At 47.3% G+C, this 15273-nt stretch carries 12 protein-coding genes; 8 read left to right on the top strand and 4 right to left on the bottom strand.

Annotated features, from left to right (window positions below; translation table 11 throughout):
* Positions 1-409 precede the first annotated feature (409 nt).
* Positions 410-874, top strand: a complete 465-nt coding sequence (locus QNO02_RS02605; RefSeq protein ID WP_091038227.1) for an RrF2 family transcriptional regulator — start codon at positions 410-412, stop codon at positions 872-874.
* A 263-nt stretch (positions 875-1137) separates the two neighbouring features.
* A complete protein-coding gene (locus QNO02_RS02610) occupies positions 1138-1764 on the top strand; it encodes a nitroreductase family protein (RefSeq protein ID WP_076215923.1) in 627 nt (208 codons plus the stop codon).
* A 186-nt stretch (positions 1765-1950) separates the two neighbouring features.
* Here QNO02_RS02610 and QNO02_RS02615 read toward each other — a convergent pair whose 3' ends face one another.
* Together QNO02_RS02615 and QNO02_RS02620 are read right to left on the bottom strand one after the other, a co-directional pair.
* On the bottom strand, positions 1951-2634 hold the full coding sequence (locus tag QNO02_RS02615; protein WP_289391011.1) for an S-layer homology domain-containing protein: 684 nt from the start codon (positions 2632-2634) through the stop codon (positions 1951-1953).
* A 145-nt stretch (positions 2635-2779) separates the two neighbouring features.
* A complete protein-coding gene (locus QNO02_RS02620; RefSeq protein WP_289391012.1) occupies positions 2780-3640 on the bottom strand; it encodes an AraC family transcriptional regulator in 861 nt (286 codons plus the stop codon).
* 234 nt (positions 3641-3874) lie between these two features.
* On the opposite strand from QNO02_RS02620, the gene QNO02_RS02625 reads away from it, so the two are divergent.
* The 6 genes from QNO02_RS02625 (at position 3875) to QNO02_RS02650 (ending at position 10947) form a co-directional block, all read left to right on the top strand.
* On the top strand, positions 3875-4930 hold the full coding sequence (locus QNO02_RS02625; protein ID WP_289391013.1) for a lactonase family protein: 1056 nt from the start codon (positions 3875-3877) through the stop codon (positions 4928-4930).
* A gap of 315 nt (positions 4931-5245) precedes the next feature.
* Positions 5246-7123 (top strand): rhamnogalacturonan lyase, encoded by a 1878-nt coding sequence (locus QNO02_RS02630; RefSeq protein WP_502921849.1) that lies wholly within the window; start codon positions 5246-5248, stop codon positions 7121-7123.
* A gap of 481 nt (positions 7124-7604) precedes the next feature.
* Positions 7605-8684 (top strand): sulfate ABC transporter substrate-binding protein, encoded by a 1080-nt coding sequence (locus tag QNO02_RS02635; protein WP_249913012.1) that lies wholly within the window; start codon positions 7605-7607, stop codon positions 8682-8684.
* 87 nt (positions 8685-8771) lie between these two features.
* A complete protein-coding gene (gene cysT, locus QNO02_RS02640; protein WP_017690928.1) occupies positions 8772-9608 on the top strand; it encodes a sulfate ABC transporter permease subunit CysT in 837 nt (278 codons plus the stop codon).
* Positions 9609-9675: 67 nt separating this feature from the next.
* Entirely contained in the window at positions 9676-10551 is an 876-nt protein-coding gene (gene cysW, locus QNO02_RS02645) for a sulfate ABC transporter permease subunit CysW (RefSeq protein ID WP_133386903.1), read from the top strand.
* A 156-nt stretch (positions 10552-10707) separates the two neighbouring features.
* Complete coding sequence (locus QNO02_RS02650) at positions 10708-10947, top strand: YezD family protein (RefSeq protein WP_036607453.1); 240 nt, start codon at positions 10708-10710, stop codon at positions 10945-10947.
* A gap of 101 nt (positions 10948-11048) precedes the next feature.
* Here the strand turns inward: QNO02_RS02650 and QNO02_RS02655 are convergent, their stop codons facing one another.
* Both QNO02_RS02655 and QNO02_RS02660 read right to left on the bottom strand, forming a co-directional pair.
* Positions 11049-12587, bottom strand: coding sequence for an extracellular solute-binding protein (locus tag QNO02_RS02655; protein WP_353959101.1), 1539 nt, complete (start codon positions 12585-12587; stop codon positions 11049-11051).
* 350 nt (positions 12588-12937) lie between these two features.
* Complete coding sequence (locus tag QNO02_RS02660; protein WP_249913014.1) at positions 12938-15259, bottom strand: helix-turn-helix domain-containing protein; 2322 nt, start codon at positions 15257-15259, stop codon at positions 12938-12940.
* Between the last annotated feature and the right edge of the window lie 14 nt (positions 15260-15273).

Raw genomic sequence — 15273 nt, forward strand, 5'->3', positions numbered from 1 at the left:
ATGGTATTAGTATAATAACTAATGTCATTAGTTTTAGCAATACCTGTTGTACATTTTATTCAAATAAAAAAAATTTGAAATAATGATTCACTTTACAAAAAAAGCGTTTTCAAATTGAAGATTACCGATTATAATAATCACGTAAGCCCTTTCATATGTCTATCTTATTGGAGCCCTTCGCGTAGCGGAAGGCTCACTTTTTTTGTCATTTTTAGATTAGAATGAAGATGGGATGTTAATCCTAGCTTAATTGTGTTGATGAGCTGTAAGTATTGGTATAACAGGAAAAATCACGTTTGATCTCCATCCTGGTTGAAAGTTGACAAACATAACTGTTATTCATATAATGACAGTTATACTTACCTTGGGTTGGAGTTCATCGGTGTTGTAAGCCGGGAAGGAGTAAGTTATGAACAGCGAATTTACCATAGCGGTGCATTGTCTTGTTTTTCTGTCGATGAGAGATGAGTGTATGGCCAATAGTGAAGATTTGTCCCAGAGTGTGGGTACACACCCGGCCAGAGTCCGTAAGGTACTTAGTGTTCTGCGCAAGCATGGTTACCTGACGACCAAGGAAGGTGCTCATGGTGGGTACTTGCTTAGCCGTCCAAGTGAAGAGATCAAGCTGGGAGAATTGTACAGACTGGTAGCTGGTGGTTCACTCGGTCCCAACTGGTGCTCAGGGGAGTCCGGTTCATCGTGCGTGGTGTCTTCCAATATGCAGGATGTGATGGGGAACATATATAACGGAGGCGAAGAGGCGCTCAGCGCTTATTTTGACCGTATATCCATTCAAGATGTGAAAGAGCGCATAGGTCATGGGGAAGCGATAACCTTGTCGCTAAATGGATTGCCTGCAAAGGAGAAGTCCTGACGGAGTCTACAACGAATGGTCCTTCATGACATGGCCTTGGTTTAGTCAGGCATGGTTGGACAAGTTATGGCATTGGCGTGTGCTCCGGTGAAAGATCCATTGATGTTCTCAGGCGATTCCGGGCATAACGTGAACACAGATGGGGAGAGATCGTCTGCGCTGATGTTATTTTCGGAAGGCAAATCCTTGGTAGAGTATACTTCAAGATCACCTTGCGAAAGTAAAAGAAGTATAAACAAATTAGATTCTGGGGAGTGGAACACATGTCAGGCATTGAAAAAAATGAAACACTTCGCGTTATTAGCGAACGCCATGCTGTCAAAAAGTACGAAAAAGGATTTGAATTGCCTGAAGCTGATCTCAATGCGATTCTGACAGCAGCTGCGGAAGCACCATCTTCATGGAACCTGCAACACTGGAGATTCCTCGTGATTGAATCCGAAGCAGACAAAGCGAAATTGCTGCCAGTTGCTTACGGTCAAAGTCAGATCGTGGAAAGTTCAGTTACGATTGCTGTTCTTGGAGATTTGGAAGCAAACCGTAACACCGTAATCTACGATCAAGCTGTTGAAGCAGGCGCACTGACTGCTGAGGTTCGTGACGCATTGGTTGGACAGATCAACGGTGCTTACCAAAGCCCGCAGATCGCTCGCGATGAAGCGATCCGCAATGCATCTTTTGCTTCCCAAAATATTATGCTTGCTGCACGCTCCCTGGGTTACGATACATGTCCAATCGGTGGATATAATCCACAAAAACTGATCGAAACATTCAACATTCCTGCACGATTTGTGCCTACGTTGTTGATTACTGTAGGTAAAGCTGCACAGCCAGCTCGCCCGTCAGGACGTTTACCGTTGTCTGAGGTTGTTGTTAAAGGTTCTTTCTAAGTTAGAAAGTTAAATCTGATGATTTTGCATCAGTGATATAAGTATAATACAAACAGCCGCACTTTCCTGTTGAGGGAAGGTGCGGCTGTTTGGCATATTGAGGTTGTATGGAAAAGTCCACTAACGGTGACTCCAATCGAGCGGATTCACCACTCAAGTGAGTTCTTAGCTCCTACCATGAAATGATTACTTCTCAGGTGTTTCCGGGATTTGTGGTGCATGGAACGATTCCATGTACTCGATTGCGTTATACATCATCACTGCTGCTTCAGCGCGAGTAATCGTTTGTTTGGGATTGAAGTTTCCGTTGGCATCCAGTTCATTGATTTTGAGAACGAGTGAACGCTGAATGGCACCTTGATACTCTGGCGTAAGTTCCTGTTCGTCGGTAATGTCCACAGGTTTGATATTAATCATTGGCAGACCGCCTTTGGCCTCGATACCTTGCATCAGGAACAGTGTGAATTGTTCACGAGTAAGCGGTTTGGACGGATCGATATCCTGTGACATCTGAATGCCATTATATTGTGCGCGGATAAATGCATCACTGTACCAAACGCCATCTTTTACATGAGAGAAGTGGTCACTTGGTAGCGGCTGTTTGATAAAACGAATGGTGTCCAGATTCAGATTCAGTCCGTCCGCAATCAGTTGAATACCCTGAGCGGTATTTAACTCCAGTTCAGGTTTGAACAAGCTGTCACTCACACCTTTGATGAATCCATCCTGATGGAGAGATTCGATTTTGTCTGCTCCTGCGATCCCTTGAATATCCGTGAATTGGGCCTGCGCAGCGTTGATCGGGCCTGCACTTAGAGACAGCGTGAGTAGAGCTCCCGCAGTTAATGTAGCAAGTATATTTTTTTTCATGATAGGTTCGCCTCACTTTTCCAGGGATGATCCCTTTATATAAAAGTTATTTGTCCCTATAGACGACCCTTCTGTTCAAAAGGTTGCTGCAATTTTCCAACTGAATTCATAATCATTTAGAAAGGGCTAAGTGAAGGCACTACCTCTAACCTTTGGATTTATTTCGATAATCTGTGGGTGAACGTCCCATCATTTTGCTGAACAGACGGGAGAAGTAGTACGGGTCTTTAAATCCAAGCTCGGAACTGATCTGCTTCACGGTCCAATCGGTAAAATCCAGATAGCGGCAGGAATGCTGAATCTTAAGCCGTAGGAAATAATCGATGGGCGAATGCCCCGTAGCTTGCTTGAATAACTGAGAGTAATGAGGGACAGACAGTCGCGCGTGAGCCGCCAGTTCCTTGAGGGTGATTCCATTCTCCAGGTGCTCCAGCATATATTGAACGGATTGTTCAGCCGCACGTTTGCTGCTCACGATCCCACCATCTGTTCCTGTCGTCTCCGGTCCATAAGCGAGCATACCAAGCATATAACCGATAATCTGGGAGGCATATGTCATCGTCTGTATGGAGTAACCTGTCTCTAGCGCGCCGTAACATTCATGAAAAAGCTCAAGCCATTTTTGAGCCTTGGCCGGTGGCATGGTAGTGATATGATGGGTTAACAATGGTTCTATGTAGGATAAAACGTGTTCCCCGCGCAGATGAATCCAGAAGATGCTCCATGGTTCAGCTGTGTTGGCACCATACACATGAAGAACATGTGCAGGCAATATGACAAGGTTTCCCGGGCGGACATCATATGTCTTGCTGCCATCCATCGTATACCAGCCTGTACCTTGGGCACAGTACATCAGAATGTGTGACTCACAACCACCGGGACGGTCTCGGTAATGATGCTCCGCTTCGTGAAAATAACCGATATCGGTAACATATAGTCCGGACGTGACTGGATAAGCTGCGGTTTCTTGCAGCAGTGAGTCTGGAAGCACAATGAGTTTTTGCATACGAAATCCGTCAGATTTACGCTGTAGGGGTGGTCTGTTGTTAGGTCTCATACTTTGTATTATGGTGAGAGGGGATAAGGGAGTCAATGACGGATATGAGAGCGCTCACCGGGGTTGTTATCGATTTAGAAAGCCACGTTACAGGAAGTGAAGCAGTTGCCTGTGAATTGGGTAAGTACATATCAGTGGGAAGAATCAGAACAGTGAATATACAGGATAAGGGAGAGATTAGATATGGAACCAGTCACAACTCAGGAAACACTTTTCTATACAGGTACGTATGCGTCAGCGGATGAACCAGGAATATTCCTATGTGCGTTGAATGCGGATACAGGAGAGATGCGAATCGTCAATCACATGGATGGTGTGGATAATCCGTCTTATCTGGCACTATGCCCGGATGGAAACTGTCTGTATGTGGCGAGTGAGACGGACGAGGGAGAGGTGTTGGTTTATCGCAGAGATGCGGCAACGAGTGAGCTGCACCTGATGGATCGAAAACAGACCAGAGGGGCTTCTCCATGTTATGTGTCTGTCTCCACGGATGGTCAGTGGGTGTTCTCATCCAACTATAGCAGCGGCAGTGTCAATGTATTTCCTGTTGGCGATCAGGGGACGCTTGGTGAGATGAGTGCATGGGTGGAGCACACGGGAAGTGGAATCAACGAAGAACGCCAGGAAGGGCCGCATGCACACTCCATTCAACCAGATCCTTCCGGGCAGTATGCTGTCGTATGTGACCTCGGTCTGGATCAGATCATTGTGTATCGGTTGGAAGAGGGACGTCTGGTTACCCATCGTGAGATGGATCAGCCACCGGGCGCAGGGCCAAGACATCTTGTGTTCCATCCCAACTCGAAGTGGGCTTATGTGATCAACGAATTGGACAACACGGTTACGGCATTCCTGTACGATGAGCGCAGAGGGGAGTTCACTACGGTGCAGCACATTTCCACACTTCCAGAAGGGCACAAAGGAGAGGGTACGGCTGCAGATATTCGTGTATCTCCATGTGGACGTTTCCTGTATGCATCCAATCGGGGAGATGACAGCATCGTACTCTATCATATTGATCAGGAGAGCGGCGAGTTGGAAGCCGTAGAGTGGACATCCACGATTGGGCAGACACCACGTAACTTTAATATTTTGCCAGGCGGGATTCTGGTCGTGGCGAATCAGGACAGCAATAACCTCGTAGGTTTCCAGATCAGTGAAGAAGATGGACGTCTGACGCATAACGGGTTCAAGCTGGAACTGCCTCGTCCGGTATGTATTACTCCTGTGGTATAAAATTGGTCTATAAGCTGTGAAATCATGGAGAAACACATGGTTTTACAGCTTTTTTAGGCTAACATGGGAATCGTCCCATATCCGTGAGTCAGTTGATTGCGATTCCAGTCGACTGAAGCAATTCGAAGAACGGGCAACGGCTAGCCGAAGGAGAAATCTTTCGGCTTTTTATGTTACCAACCATCCAATTACTAAATTAGACCTATAGATGGAATTATATGTTTAATTTAAAATAAATATATTAAAGCGCTTACATAAAAAGATGGCGCTACAAAGGCATCGGGCTTACCAATACAATTGGGGAGGCAATTGTTTATGGGAAATCGATCATCATTGTGGAAGCGCACATTACGTACAGCCGGAGTATCGTTGTTGAGTTCCGCGTTACTGGTCACTTCGCTTGGATTGGGCAACCCGTCGGTAACACATGCAGCGGGAGCAAGGCAGATGGAATATCTGGATCGCGGTGTGGTGGCTGTAAAGACCGGGACAGGTGTGTTTGTCAGTTGGCGGCTTCTAGGTACGGAAGGTTCGAATGTATCATTTAACGTTTATCGGGATGGAACCAAAGTGAACGCTACGCCCATAACAAACAGCACCAACCTTCAGGATGCAAGCGGGACAAGCAGTTCCAAATATACGGTTCGCGCTGTCGTGAGTGGAACGGAGCAGGCTGCTTCAGCGGCAGCAAGCGTATGGGGCAATAACTATCTATCTGTACCGCTCAGTGTACCCGCAGGTGGGACAACGCCCGATGGAGTAGCCTACACCTACAGTGCCAATGATGCCAGTGCAGGTGACCTGGATGGTGATGGTGAGTATGAATTGATTGTGAAGTGGGACCCTTCCAACTCCAAGGATAACTCCCAGAGTGGTTATACCGGGGAAGTGTTTATCGATGCCTACAAATTAAATGGAACACGCCTCTGGCGAATTAGTCTGGGCAAAAATATCCGTGCCGGCGCTCACTACACCCAGTTCATGGTGTATGATCTCGACGGTGACGGCAAAGCCGAGGTTGCGATGAAAACAGCCGATGGCACCAAGGATGGCACCGGCGTGGTCATCGGTGATGCCAGCAAGGATTACCGCAATTCCAGCGGTTATGTATTGTCTGGTCCCGAATTCCTGACGGTTTTCAATGGGCAGACTGGCAAAGCACTCTCCACGGTGAACTACGAACCGGCGCGTGGCAATGTGTCTGACTGGGGAGATAACTACGGCAATAGAGTGGACCGATTCCTTGCCGCCATTGCGTATCTGGATGGAGAGCGCCCAAGTCTGGTCATGGCGCGTGGGTACTACACCCGTACCGTACTGGTAGCTTATAACTGGCGGAATGGACAGCTAACCAAACAATGGACATTTGATTCCAATACCTCCGGTAACTCGGGTTATGCCGGGCAGGGCAATCATAATCTAAGTGTGGCGGACGTAGACGGAGATGGGAAAGACGAGATCGTTTATGGTGCCATGGCGGTAGATGACAACGGCAAAGGATTGTACACGACAGGACTTCATCATGGCGATGCCATGCATTTGAGTGACCTCGACCCGGACCGCCCTGGACTTGAGGTATTTCAGGTTCATGAGACGCCATCCAATGCCGGAGTGGAATTCCGTGATGCAGGTACAGGCCAGTTAATCTGGGGAGTCAAAACAACAAAGGATATTGGACGCGGTATGGCGGCAGATATCGATCCAAGATATAAAGGCGCTGAAGTATGGGCAGACGGCAGTCTGTATACAGCCAAAGGGCAGAAACTCGGGACTACCCTGCCTTCCTCCACGAATTTTGGAATCTGGTGGGATGGTGATCTGCTCCGTGAACTGCTGGACAGCAACCGAATCGACAAGTGGAACTATGCCAATAACACAACGGTGAATCTGCTCACCGCTTCCGGCGTATCTTCCAATAACGGAACTAAGTCTACGCCGAATCTGCAGGCCGACCTGTTCGGGGACTGGAGAGAAGAAGTGGTATGGCGGACCAATGACAGCTCAGCACTGCGGATCTATACCACAACAGCAGTTACGGACAAACGCATCTATACGCTGATGCATGATCCAGTGTACCGTCTTGGCGTCGCTTGGCAAAATGTAGCCTACAATCAACCGCCACACACCGGCTTTTATCTGGGGGAAGGCATGAACACACCACCGGTACCCAATATCCGGTATGCGGGCAGATGAGGAATGGACAAGATGTGACCGTCCAATTCCGTTCATGTTTACAATAGCCAGCGAAGCATGGGATTCGCTGAAGGGAACAACGGACGCTGGTTCGTTGTTCCTCTTTTTTTTGCCAATAGCCCAGAAATACGGTAAAAATCGGAAAAAACGTTTGACAGGTATATAGACTGCCTTTATTATACGTATATAACTTACTAAACAGGTAGGAATAATAAAAATGAATCTGTTTTCATTGTGAAAACGGTCATTTTACAGACAGATGCAACCATGCAACCTGAACAGAATAACGTTCTCACCGTATAGACGGAGGAACACCGCAGCGCATCCTTTCCGGATGAAGCATGCACGGCCTTAAGCCGGCATGACTTTATGGGGAGAAGTGCGCGGGGGTTCCTCCGTCTTCTTGTTTTTTACGGGGCGTTCGATCCTGTTCAGCCGGCCTGAGGTAGTCATGCAGATCTATATCGGGGGGGTATTATTCATGAAAAAGAGAATTCATAAGGGTATTTTGGTTGGTCTGGCACTGGTATTAACAGGAGTTCTGGCAGCATGCGGATCGGATAGCGGCGGGTCCAGTGCGGCAGGAACATCGGGGGGAGCGGAAGGCGGCACAGAAGGGCCCAAGGCCATCGAACTGCTGAATGTTTCCTATGATCCAACGCGGGAACTCTATGAACAATATAACAAAGCGTTTGCGGCGCATTGGTTGAAAGAGAAAGGCCAGGAAGTGACCATCAAGCAATCCCATGGGGGATCGGGCAAACAGAGTCGTTCTGTTATTGACGGACTGGATGCAGACGTGGTGACGCTGGCATTGGGATACGATATTGATGCGATTGAAGATAAAGGTCTGATTAACGAAGGTTGGCAGGATAAATACGAGCATAACAGCGCTCCGTATACCTCTACGATTGTATTCCTTGTGCGTAAGGGTAATCCAAAAGGCATCAAGGACTGGGATGATCTGATCAAAGGGGATACGCAAGTCATCACACCGAATCCCAAAACGTCCGGCGGGGCGCGCTGGAACTATCTGGCGGCATGGGGATATGCCCTTAAGCATAATAACAATGATGAAGAGAAAGCGAAGGAATTTGTTGGTGAATTGTTCAAACATGCGCCTGTGCTGGATTCGGGTGCTCGCGGATCTACGACAACGTTTGTTGAACGTGGCATCGGGGATGTGCTGCTTGCCTGGGAGAATGAAGCTTTCCTATCGGTAAAAGAGTTGGGTCCGGACAAATTCGATATTGTCGTGCCTTCGGTTAGTATCTTGGCTGAACCACCCGTTGCAATTGTGGACAAAAATGCAGACAAAAAAGGAAGCCGCGACGTGGCGGATGCCTATCTGAAATATTTGTACAGTGAAGAGGGACAGACGATTGCGGCTGAAAATTATTACCGCCCAACGCTGGACAGCGTGGAGGAAAAATTCAAGGATCAGTTCCCGGCGCTTGAACTGTTCACGTTAAAAGATGTATTCGGTACATGGCGGGATACTCAGGCCAAACATTTCAATGACGGTGGTATCTTCGACCAGATTTATGTTCCAGGCAGCTAAGGTTGCTCTGTTCAATGAACACCCGATCAATCGCGCTGTGAGCGGCCAACCAGCCCTACCGGCTGAAGGCAGAGAGGATGAACGTGCATGAGCAAGGTGATGGTGGCGCGGAGACGCACATTGCCGGGATTTGGATTAACGATGGGTTACAGTGTGTTCTACCTGAGCCTGGTTGTACTTATTCCACTGGCTGCGCTGTTGTTTAACTCAACAGGGCTGACGTGGGCAACCATGATTGAGGTTGCGACCAATCCCAGGGTGCTGGCCTCCTTCCAGGTCAGCTTTCTGACCGCAGGTGCAGCGGCCCTGATTGATCTCGTGCTGGGGTTACTCCTGGCATGGGTGCTTGTTCGGTATGAGTTTCCTGGCAAAAGGCTGTTTGATGCGGTCATTGATCTGCCTTTTGCCTTGCCAACAGCAGTAGCGGGGGTTGCCCTTACGGCGATCTATGCCGGCAATGGCTGGATTGGGCAGTTTGTAGAGCCTTTGGGCATTAAACTGGCCTATTCACAGGCCGGGATTACACTGGCGCTGATGTTTATCGGGATTCCGTTCGTGGTTCGCACAGTGCAACCGGTGTTGGAGGAGCTGGAGGCTGAGGTGGAAGAGGCGGCTGCCACACTGGGAGCAGGAAGATGGCGGATATTCCGTACCATTCTGCTGCCGGATCTGATTCCGCCACTGCTGACCGGGTTTGCTCTGGCTTTTGCCCGGGGCATTGGTGAATATGGCTCCGTTGTATTTATCTCAGGTAATATGCCGATGAAAACGGAAATTGCCCCCTTGCTGATCATGGCCAAGCTGGAGCAGTTCGATTATGCAGGCGCTACAGCTGTAGCTCTGCTGTTGCTACTGGTTTCTTTCATCCTGCTGCTGATTATTAATTCCTTGCAACGTTGGAGCCGGAAGGCGGGCAGGGCATGAGAATGAAACATGATGCAATAAGGATATTAGAAGACGTCACTCACCCAAACCAAAGGAGGTGCAGTATATGGCAGGTTCTGTCCCACTGAGCCCTGTTCCACCCGTAAAGTCCGGGCGTGGAACGAACCGTGCAACAACGGAAGCTCCATGGGTCAAATGGTTGTTGATTGGACTGGCAAGCCTGGTGCTCATATGGCTGCTGATTTTGCCACTGGCCATTGTGCTCATGGAGGCGTTGAAGCAGGGCTGGGGTGTGTACATCGCGGCTCTTACCGAGCCGGATGCCATGTCTGCACTGAAACTCACGTTATTGGTTGCAGCGATTACAGTGCCGCTGAATACGATATTTGGTGTGGCTGCAGCATGGGTCATTACCAAGTTCCAGTTCAAGGGCAAGGGACTCATGATCACCCTAATTGATCTTCCCTTTTCGATCTCGCCTGTGGTTGGCGGGTTGATTTTTGTACTGGTCTTTGGTTCGAATGGGTGGTTTGGGCCGTGGCTGTCCGAGCATGATATCAAAATCATTTTTGCGCTGCCAGGTATTGTCATTGCAACACTGTTTATTACCTTCCCCTTTGTAGCCAGGGAGTTAATTCCACTAATGGAGGACCAGGGAACCCGGGAAGAGGAAGCCGCGGTTACGCTGGGTGCTTCCGGGTGGCGAATCTTCTGGAGTGTAACCTTGCCCAACATCAAATGGGGGCTGCTGTACGGCATTATTCTGTGTAATGCCCGTGCTATGGGTGAGTTCGGAGCGGTATCTGTGGTGTCCGGACATATCCGCGGAGAGACCAATACGCTGCCGCTACATGTGGAGATTTTGTATAACGAATATCAATTCTCGGCTTCGTTTGCCGTAGCTTCCCTGCTCCTGATTCTGGCTCTCGCCACGTTGCTGCTCAAGAGCTGGCTTGGACACAAAGCCGTTTCAGAAAAGTGATGATGAGAAGAAGAAAATACAGATTGACAGCTACTGGAAGCCCTGCTAATGTATAAACCAAGTATATGGGTTGGATAAGAATGATTTATAAATCCGTTGGATGACAGCGTACTTAGGAATATGGCGGGCGGTAGCCCGAGAAGAGGAGGCGGCTCTATGGCTAAGCCGTTAAAAGTGGATGAGGTATGGTTGGACCGAATTGCCGGACAGCTGAATGACATGGAGTTTGGTTCTTTGCACATCGTGGTGCACGAAGGTCAGATTGTGCAGATGGAGCGGACCGAACGCAAGCGTTTCGAGAACACGCCCTCAGGCAGCGCCTCCAAATCCGGAAGCACGGCACGAAGCAGTTCAGCCCGTTCACTACGCGGATCAAATGCGAGTGCGAAGGGATAGAGAGTGACGTGGCGTCAGGAATCGAGGATTGGTGCATAGGAACAAACACGTATACTTTCCAGAAACTACTCATGGGAAATGTATGTTCCATATCGTCCCACCTATTGCGCGTGACTTGTCTCCTTATGCTCGTTATACCAATGATTCGCTTCAAGCAGCACCTGTTGCCCACCTGCATCCTTAAATTCTTCCACAAAAGTATCGAAATACCCCACCGGCTGATCGCCTGTGATGATGGAGATATACGCTCTGTCTCTCATGCGAATCAGCTCAGATGAATATTCAATCAGGGCAGGGGTTGCAACCTCCAGGCGATTATAGATACCATTCTCCGTCAACCCTGCAGATGCAGCCCACTGTTCACGTTTGTCCGAGGGTGTACCTGGAACCGTCATACCGATACTTGAGCCGATCATATTAATATAATTCTCCATTCTGTTGTATGGGTAAAGTAAATGGAACGAGTTTGAATCTTCAGCGCTCCAATTCCAGTGTTTTCCTGGGAGGCCATACTCCATTTTGATCTGCTCTACCGGATCGGGGTTGGCACTTACATAATCGAGGATCTCCAGAATTTTCTCCAGTTTTCCCGGCTCCTTTGCAGCCTCAGCACCTATAGCAATAAAATTCATCAGCAGATTGTTCGCTTTTGAACCGCTACGTCCATCTGGACCAATAACAGGAGAACCAAATACAACCTCTGCAGCTGGATTCTTCTGTAGCAGTTCATTGACATTGAACGAGGGTTCCACCGGGGTTTCCTCGCCATTTTCATTGAGGACACTGTAATCTCCCTCTTGATTCCAATGATAATAGTTGCCCATCGAGGTCATCCCAATTTTTCCATTAATAAAAGCATGGGATAGATGTTTATAGCCGCCTTTGTTTTCACCCGTTATGAACTCTGGGTCGATAATCCCGTCCCGATACCATTTTTGCATATAAGTTAGGGCTTTTTTCATCTCCGGCTCCAAAGCACCGACCACGAGTTGGTTGTTTTTTTCATTAAAATACAGTTGCTCGGTGAAAACGGACTGTCCAAAAGCGCCAAACACAACATTTAAGCCCTCTCTGGATAGGCCATACGTATCCTGTTTACCATTTCCGTTCGGATCATCTTTGGCAAAAGCATACATAACCGTTTCAAATTCATCTAAAGTCTTCGGAACGTCCAGACCAAGCTTTTTAAGCCAATCCTCTCGGTATACGACTGGAGTTCGATAGATGTTGGTCTGATTAATGGCCGGTATTCCATATAAGGAGCCGTTTATTTTTCCATACTCTAAGTAACGTGAATCATAATCGCGAATCCGCTGTACGATATTTGGCGCATATTGTTCAAGGACTTCCGGGGAGATTTCCGCTAAGACCCCTTGCATTTGATACTTAAGCAGATCATGCGGTTGTCTGATCCGGAACAGATCAGGTATTTTCCCTTGAGCAAGCTCCAGGTCCAGCAGTTCCTCGTACCGCTTGTTCTCAAGATTCCACACCTCCAGATCGACATCAAACCGATCCTCAATATATGCAATCATCTCCGCGTCTTCAGGAACAGGGATATTTTGATGCATGGTCCAGGATATCGTATACTGCGGTGCTGTCTCCTTCTCAGCGCTTGCTAGATGGTCCTGCTGTTGCACTTGTGATCCTTCCCTGTTTAGAAAGGTACAACCGCTCATCAATCCTATAAGAATAGATGTAGCAATCAATAGACATAGCTGTCTTGAAAGGTTGATGTTCATAGCAGCTCCTTTCCTAATTCTAAATTCTAAATAGGTTCAATTTAACAATACACAATAACGGTGAGGACAGAAAGAACCTGAAGAAGCGAAGCGTTTGCCTAAAAGCTTTCTGAAAGAAAGCTACTTCGAAAGCATACGCTATTCCCGGATTTCCCCTTTTAGAAAAGGGATCAAAGAAATCTGGGAATAACAGCGATCGGAAGGTTGTTCTGTCATCGGAGTGTCCGTGTAAATATTCCTAATTGACCCTATATAGATCCCTGTTCCATTAGACTGCGCATAAAGTTTTTTGGCGTACAGCCGTGAATTTCTTTGAACTTCTTAATGAAATAAGCGGGGGTACGGTAACCGACCGTACTTGCGACCTGCTCAACCGTAATTTCACGCTGTGTCATGAGTTCCCGTGCACGTTCCATTCTCTGATTCGTAACATATTCGGAATAAACAATCCCGGTTTCTTCCTTGAACAGTTTACTGAGATATTTAGGGCTGATGAATACTTGCTCTGAGACATGATCCAGTGTTAGATCGCCCGATAAGTGCTCGTGAATGTAGGCTTTGACAGCCGAGATGGTATCCACACTTCGCACCTCGCTGCGCTTCTCCATATGCATCACAAATTCGGTCACAAGATGAATCATCCACTCTGAATAGCGGTTGATATTGTAGAACAATGAAAATTGCTTGTACATACTTAATGAACTCGCTTCGGGGGGTTGCCAACGCACCTGATTAATACACTCAGCGTAAATAGATACCGTTTTTAATAAGATGATCCGACTGTATTCGGCTGAATAGGAGCCTTCCTTTAGTGCCGCGACCAATTCCTGAATGGCCTGAACTGTACCTTGCACATCCCGAGTCTGCAATTTCTTTTCAAAGTTTACGAGGTATGACTCCGGGATCTCCAAACTGCTGGCTTCCCTGTTCAGAAGATCAAGATCCTGAATGGCAGACTGCTCGGGAAAGAAGTAGCTGTATCGAATCAGGGTATTCGCTTGATGATAGCTTGTGTGAATCTTCGTGAAGTGTTCTACCCATCCGCCTAACGATAGTACAAATTCAAGACCAAATCTGCTGCTCGCCTCAGTGTGAATAAAGTCTACAATGTGATCAGAGAGAGGTTCTTCGGGTTGGTTGGTACAGATGATTACGGCTATTTTGTGATCCTGCAATTCCTCTGCCAGCAGTTGAGTTCCATCCATTTCTGCGATCTCCAGTTGCTGGATCATCGTATACAACGTATGCTGCAACTGTCGTGGCTGCAGATCCTTCCACTTCTCATTAACGGGGTCAATGACGATGCAACGGAAGCGAGAGTAGGCCATTGAAATGTGAACAGACTGGAGCTGTTCCGTAAGTTCCTCGGGTGTAAATCGATTATTTAACATATTGAGCATAATACTATGCTTAATCATTCTGTGATTGGCCTGTAAGGTTTCTTCAAGACTATCAACTTTATTGGACAGACTGTTAAACGTTGTATCGATGAACCGATATTCGTCCTGTTTTAAGCTGGTTGGGCTATCCATCCGGTTCTTGATGTTATTCAGGATTCGCTTAAGAGGACTATAGTTGGCCCTGGTAAAGATGGACGACATCGCTATTCCAACCGCAACAGCCAATAAACCGAGAAGAACCGAAATCTCCTTCAAGCTATCCAATTTATAATAGAAGCTTTCATTAGGTGTGGTTGTGTAAATTCTCCATGCATTTCCTTTAAATTGATCTTGGGTAACGACATGAGAGTCATAGTTAAATACAGGTGTGAAGCTCTCATCTGAAGAATGATAGGAAAGGAGCGACTGCGTTAGATTCTCCTTTGTGGAGGTGCCTAGCAACGTTTTGTCCGCTGCAGAAATGACCGTTCCATCCTGATCGATGATTAATGTATTCGCATAGTCAGCAGGGAGCATATTTTTAATGATCTGACTGATCGCTGATTCTTTGATATCAATCGCAATCATGGCCTTGCTGTCCTGTCCAGAAGATTGAAACGGGTAACTGTGGACATAGGAAATTAGAGGGCTCATCTTGCCCTGTTCCCGTGATTCGATATAAACATCCTTAGGCACCATGCGAGTCTTCATCCATAAGGAGCTTTCTGGAGTCTCTTTCATCGCAGCAATCCAATCCGTCGTATGATCCACACTCGAAGACGTGTCCTCATAGAGCATCAGCCCATATACAGATGAGACGATGAAGTGGTTCTTCGTATCGTACACATGAATAGCTTCAATGAGATCGGAATAATTTTGCACCATATTTTTGAGGGACTGTTCGATGTCCAGGATTTTGCTATGGTTTCCTTTTAAGCTATCTAAGTCGATACTTGCAGCGTTACCGAGTGCCAGGGACAGATAGACCTGATTCACCTTCTGGATAACGGAGCTCTCAATATAATTAACAGTGCTTTTCAGCGACAATTGATTATTGATTCGGATCTCTTTGCTGTATTGATGGGAGAAGAAGAGGTATAGAATGGAGCCGAAAAGAAGCGCAATGACAAGAACGACAGCAAGGTAGGAAAGAACCATCTTGGATCTCACAGACTGAAATGGCTTACGCATTCTTTTTTCCCCCT

The sequence above is a fragment of the Paenibacillus sp. PK1-4R genome, assembly GCF_030369595.1.
Taxonomy (GTDB): Bacteria; Bacillota; Bacilli; order Paenibacillales; family Paenibacillaceae; genus Paenibacillus.

Bases quoted from the DNA above. Each gene is read 5' to 3' on its own strand.
- QNO02_RS02625 (WP_289391013.1), top strand. From the start codon at position 3,875: ATGGAACCAGTCACAACTCAGGAAACACTTTTCTATACAGGTACGTAT.
- cysW (WP_133386903.1), top strand. From the start codon at position 9,676: ATGGCAGGTTCTGTCCCACTGAGCCCTGTTCCACCCGTAAAGTCCGGG.
- QNO02_RS02620 (WP_289391012.1), bottom strand. From the start codon at position 3,640: ATGCAAAAACTCATTGTGCTTCCAGACTCACTGCTGCAAGAAACCGCA.
- QNO02_RS02610 (WP_076215923.1), top strand. From the start codon at position 1,138: ATGTCAGGCATTGAAAAAAATGAAACACTTCGCGTTATTAGCGAACGC.
- cysT (WP_017690928.1), top strand. From the start codon at position 8,772: ATGAGCAAGGTGATGGTGGCGCGGAGACGCACATTGCCGGGATTTGGA.
- QNO02_RS02635 (WP_249913012.1), top strand. From the start codon at position 7,605: ATGAAAAAGAGAATTCATAAGGGTATTTTGGTTGGTCTGGCACTGGTA.
- QNO02_RS02660 (WP_249913014.1), bottom strand. From the start codon at position 15,259: ATGCGTAAGCCATTTCAGTCTGTGAGATCCAAGATGGTTCTTTCCTAC.
- QNO02_RS02650 (WP_036607453.1), top strand. From the start codon at position 10,708: ATGGCTAAGCCGTTAAAAGTGGATGAGGTATGGTTGGACCGAATTGCC.
- QNO02_RS02630 (WP_502921849.1), top strand. From the start codon at position 5,246: ATGGGAAATCGATCATCATTGTGGAAGCGCACATTACGTACAGCCGGA.
- QNO02_RS02605 (WP_091038227.1), top strand. From the start codon at position 410: ATGAACAGCGAATTTACCATAGCGGTGCATTGTCTTGTTTTTCTGTCG.
- QNO02_RS02615 (WP_289391011.1), bottom strand. From the start codon at position 2,634: ATGAAAAAAAATATACTTGCTACATTAACTGCGGGAGCTCTACTCACG.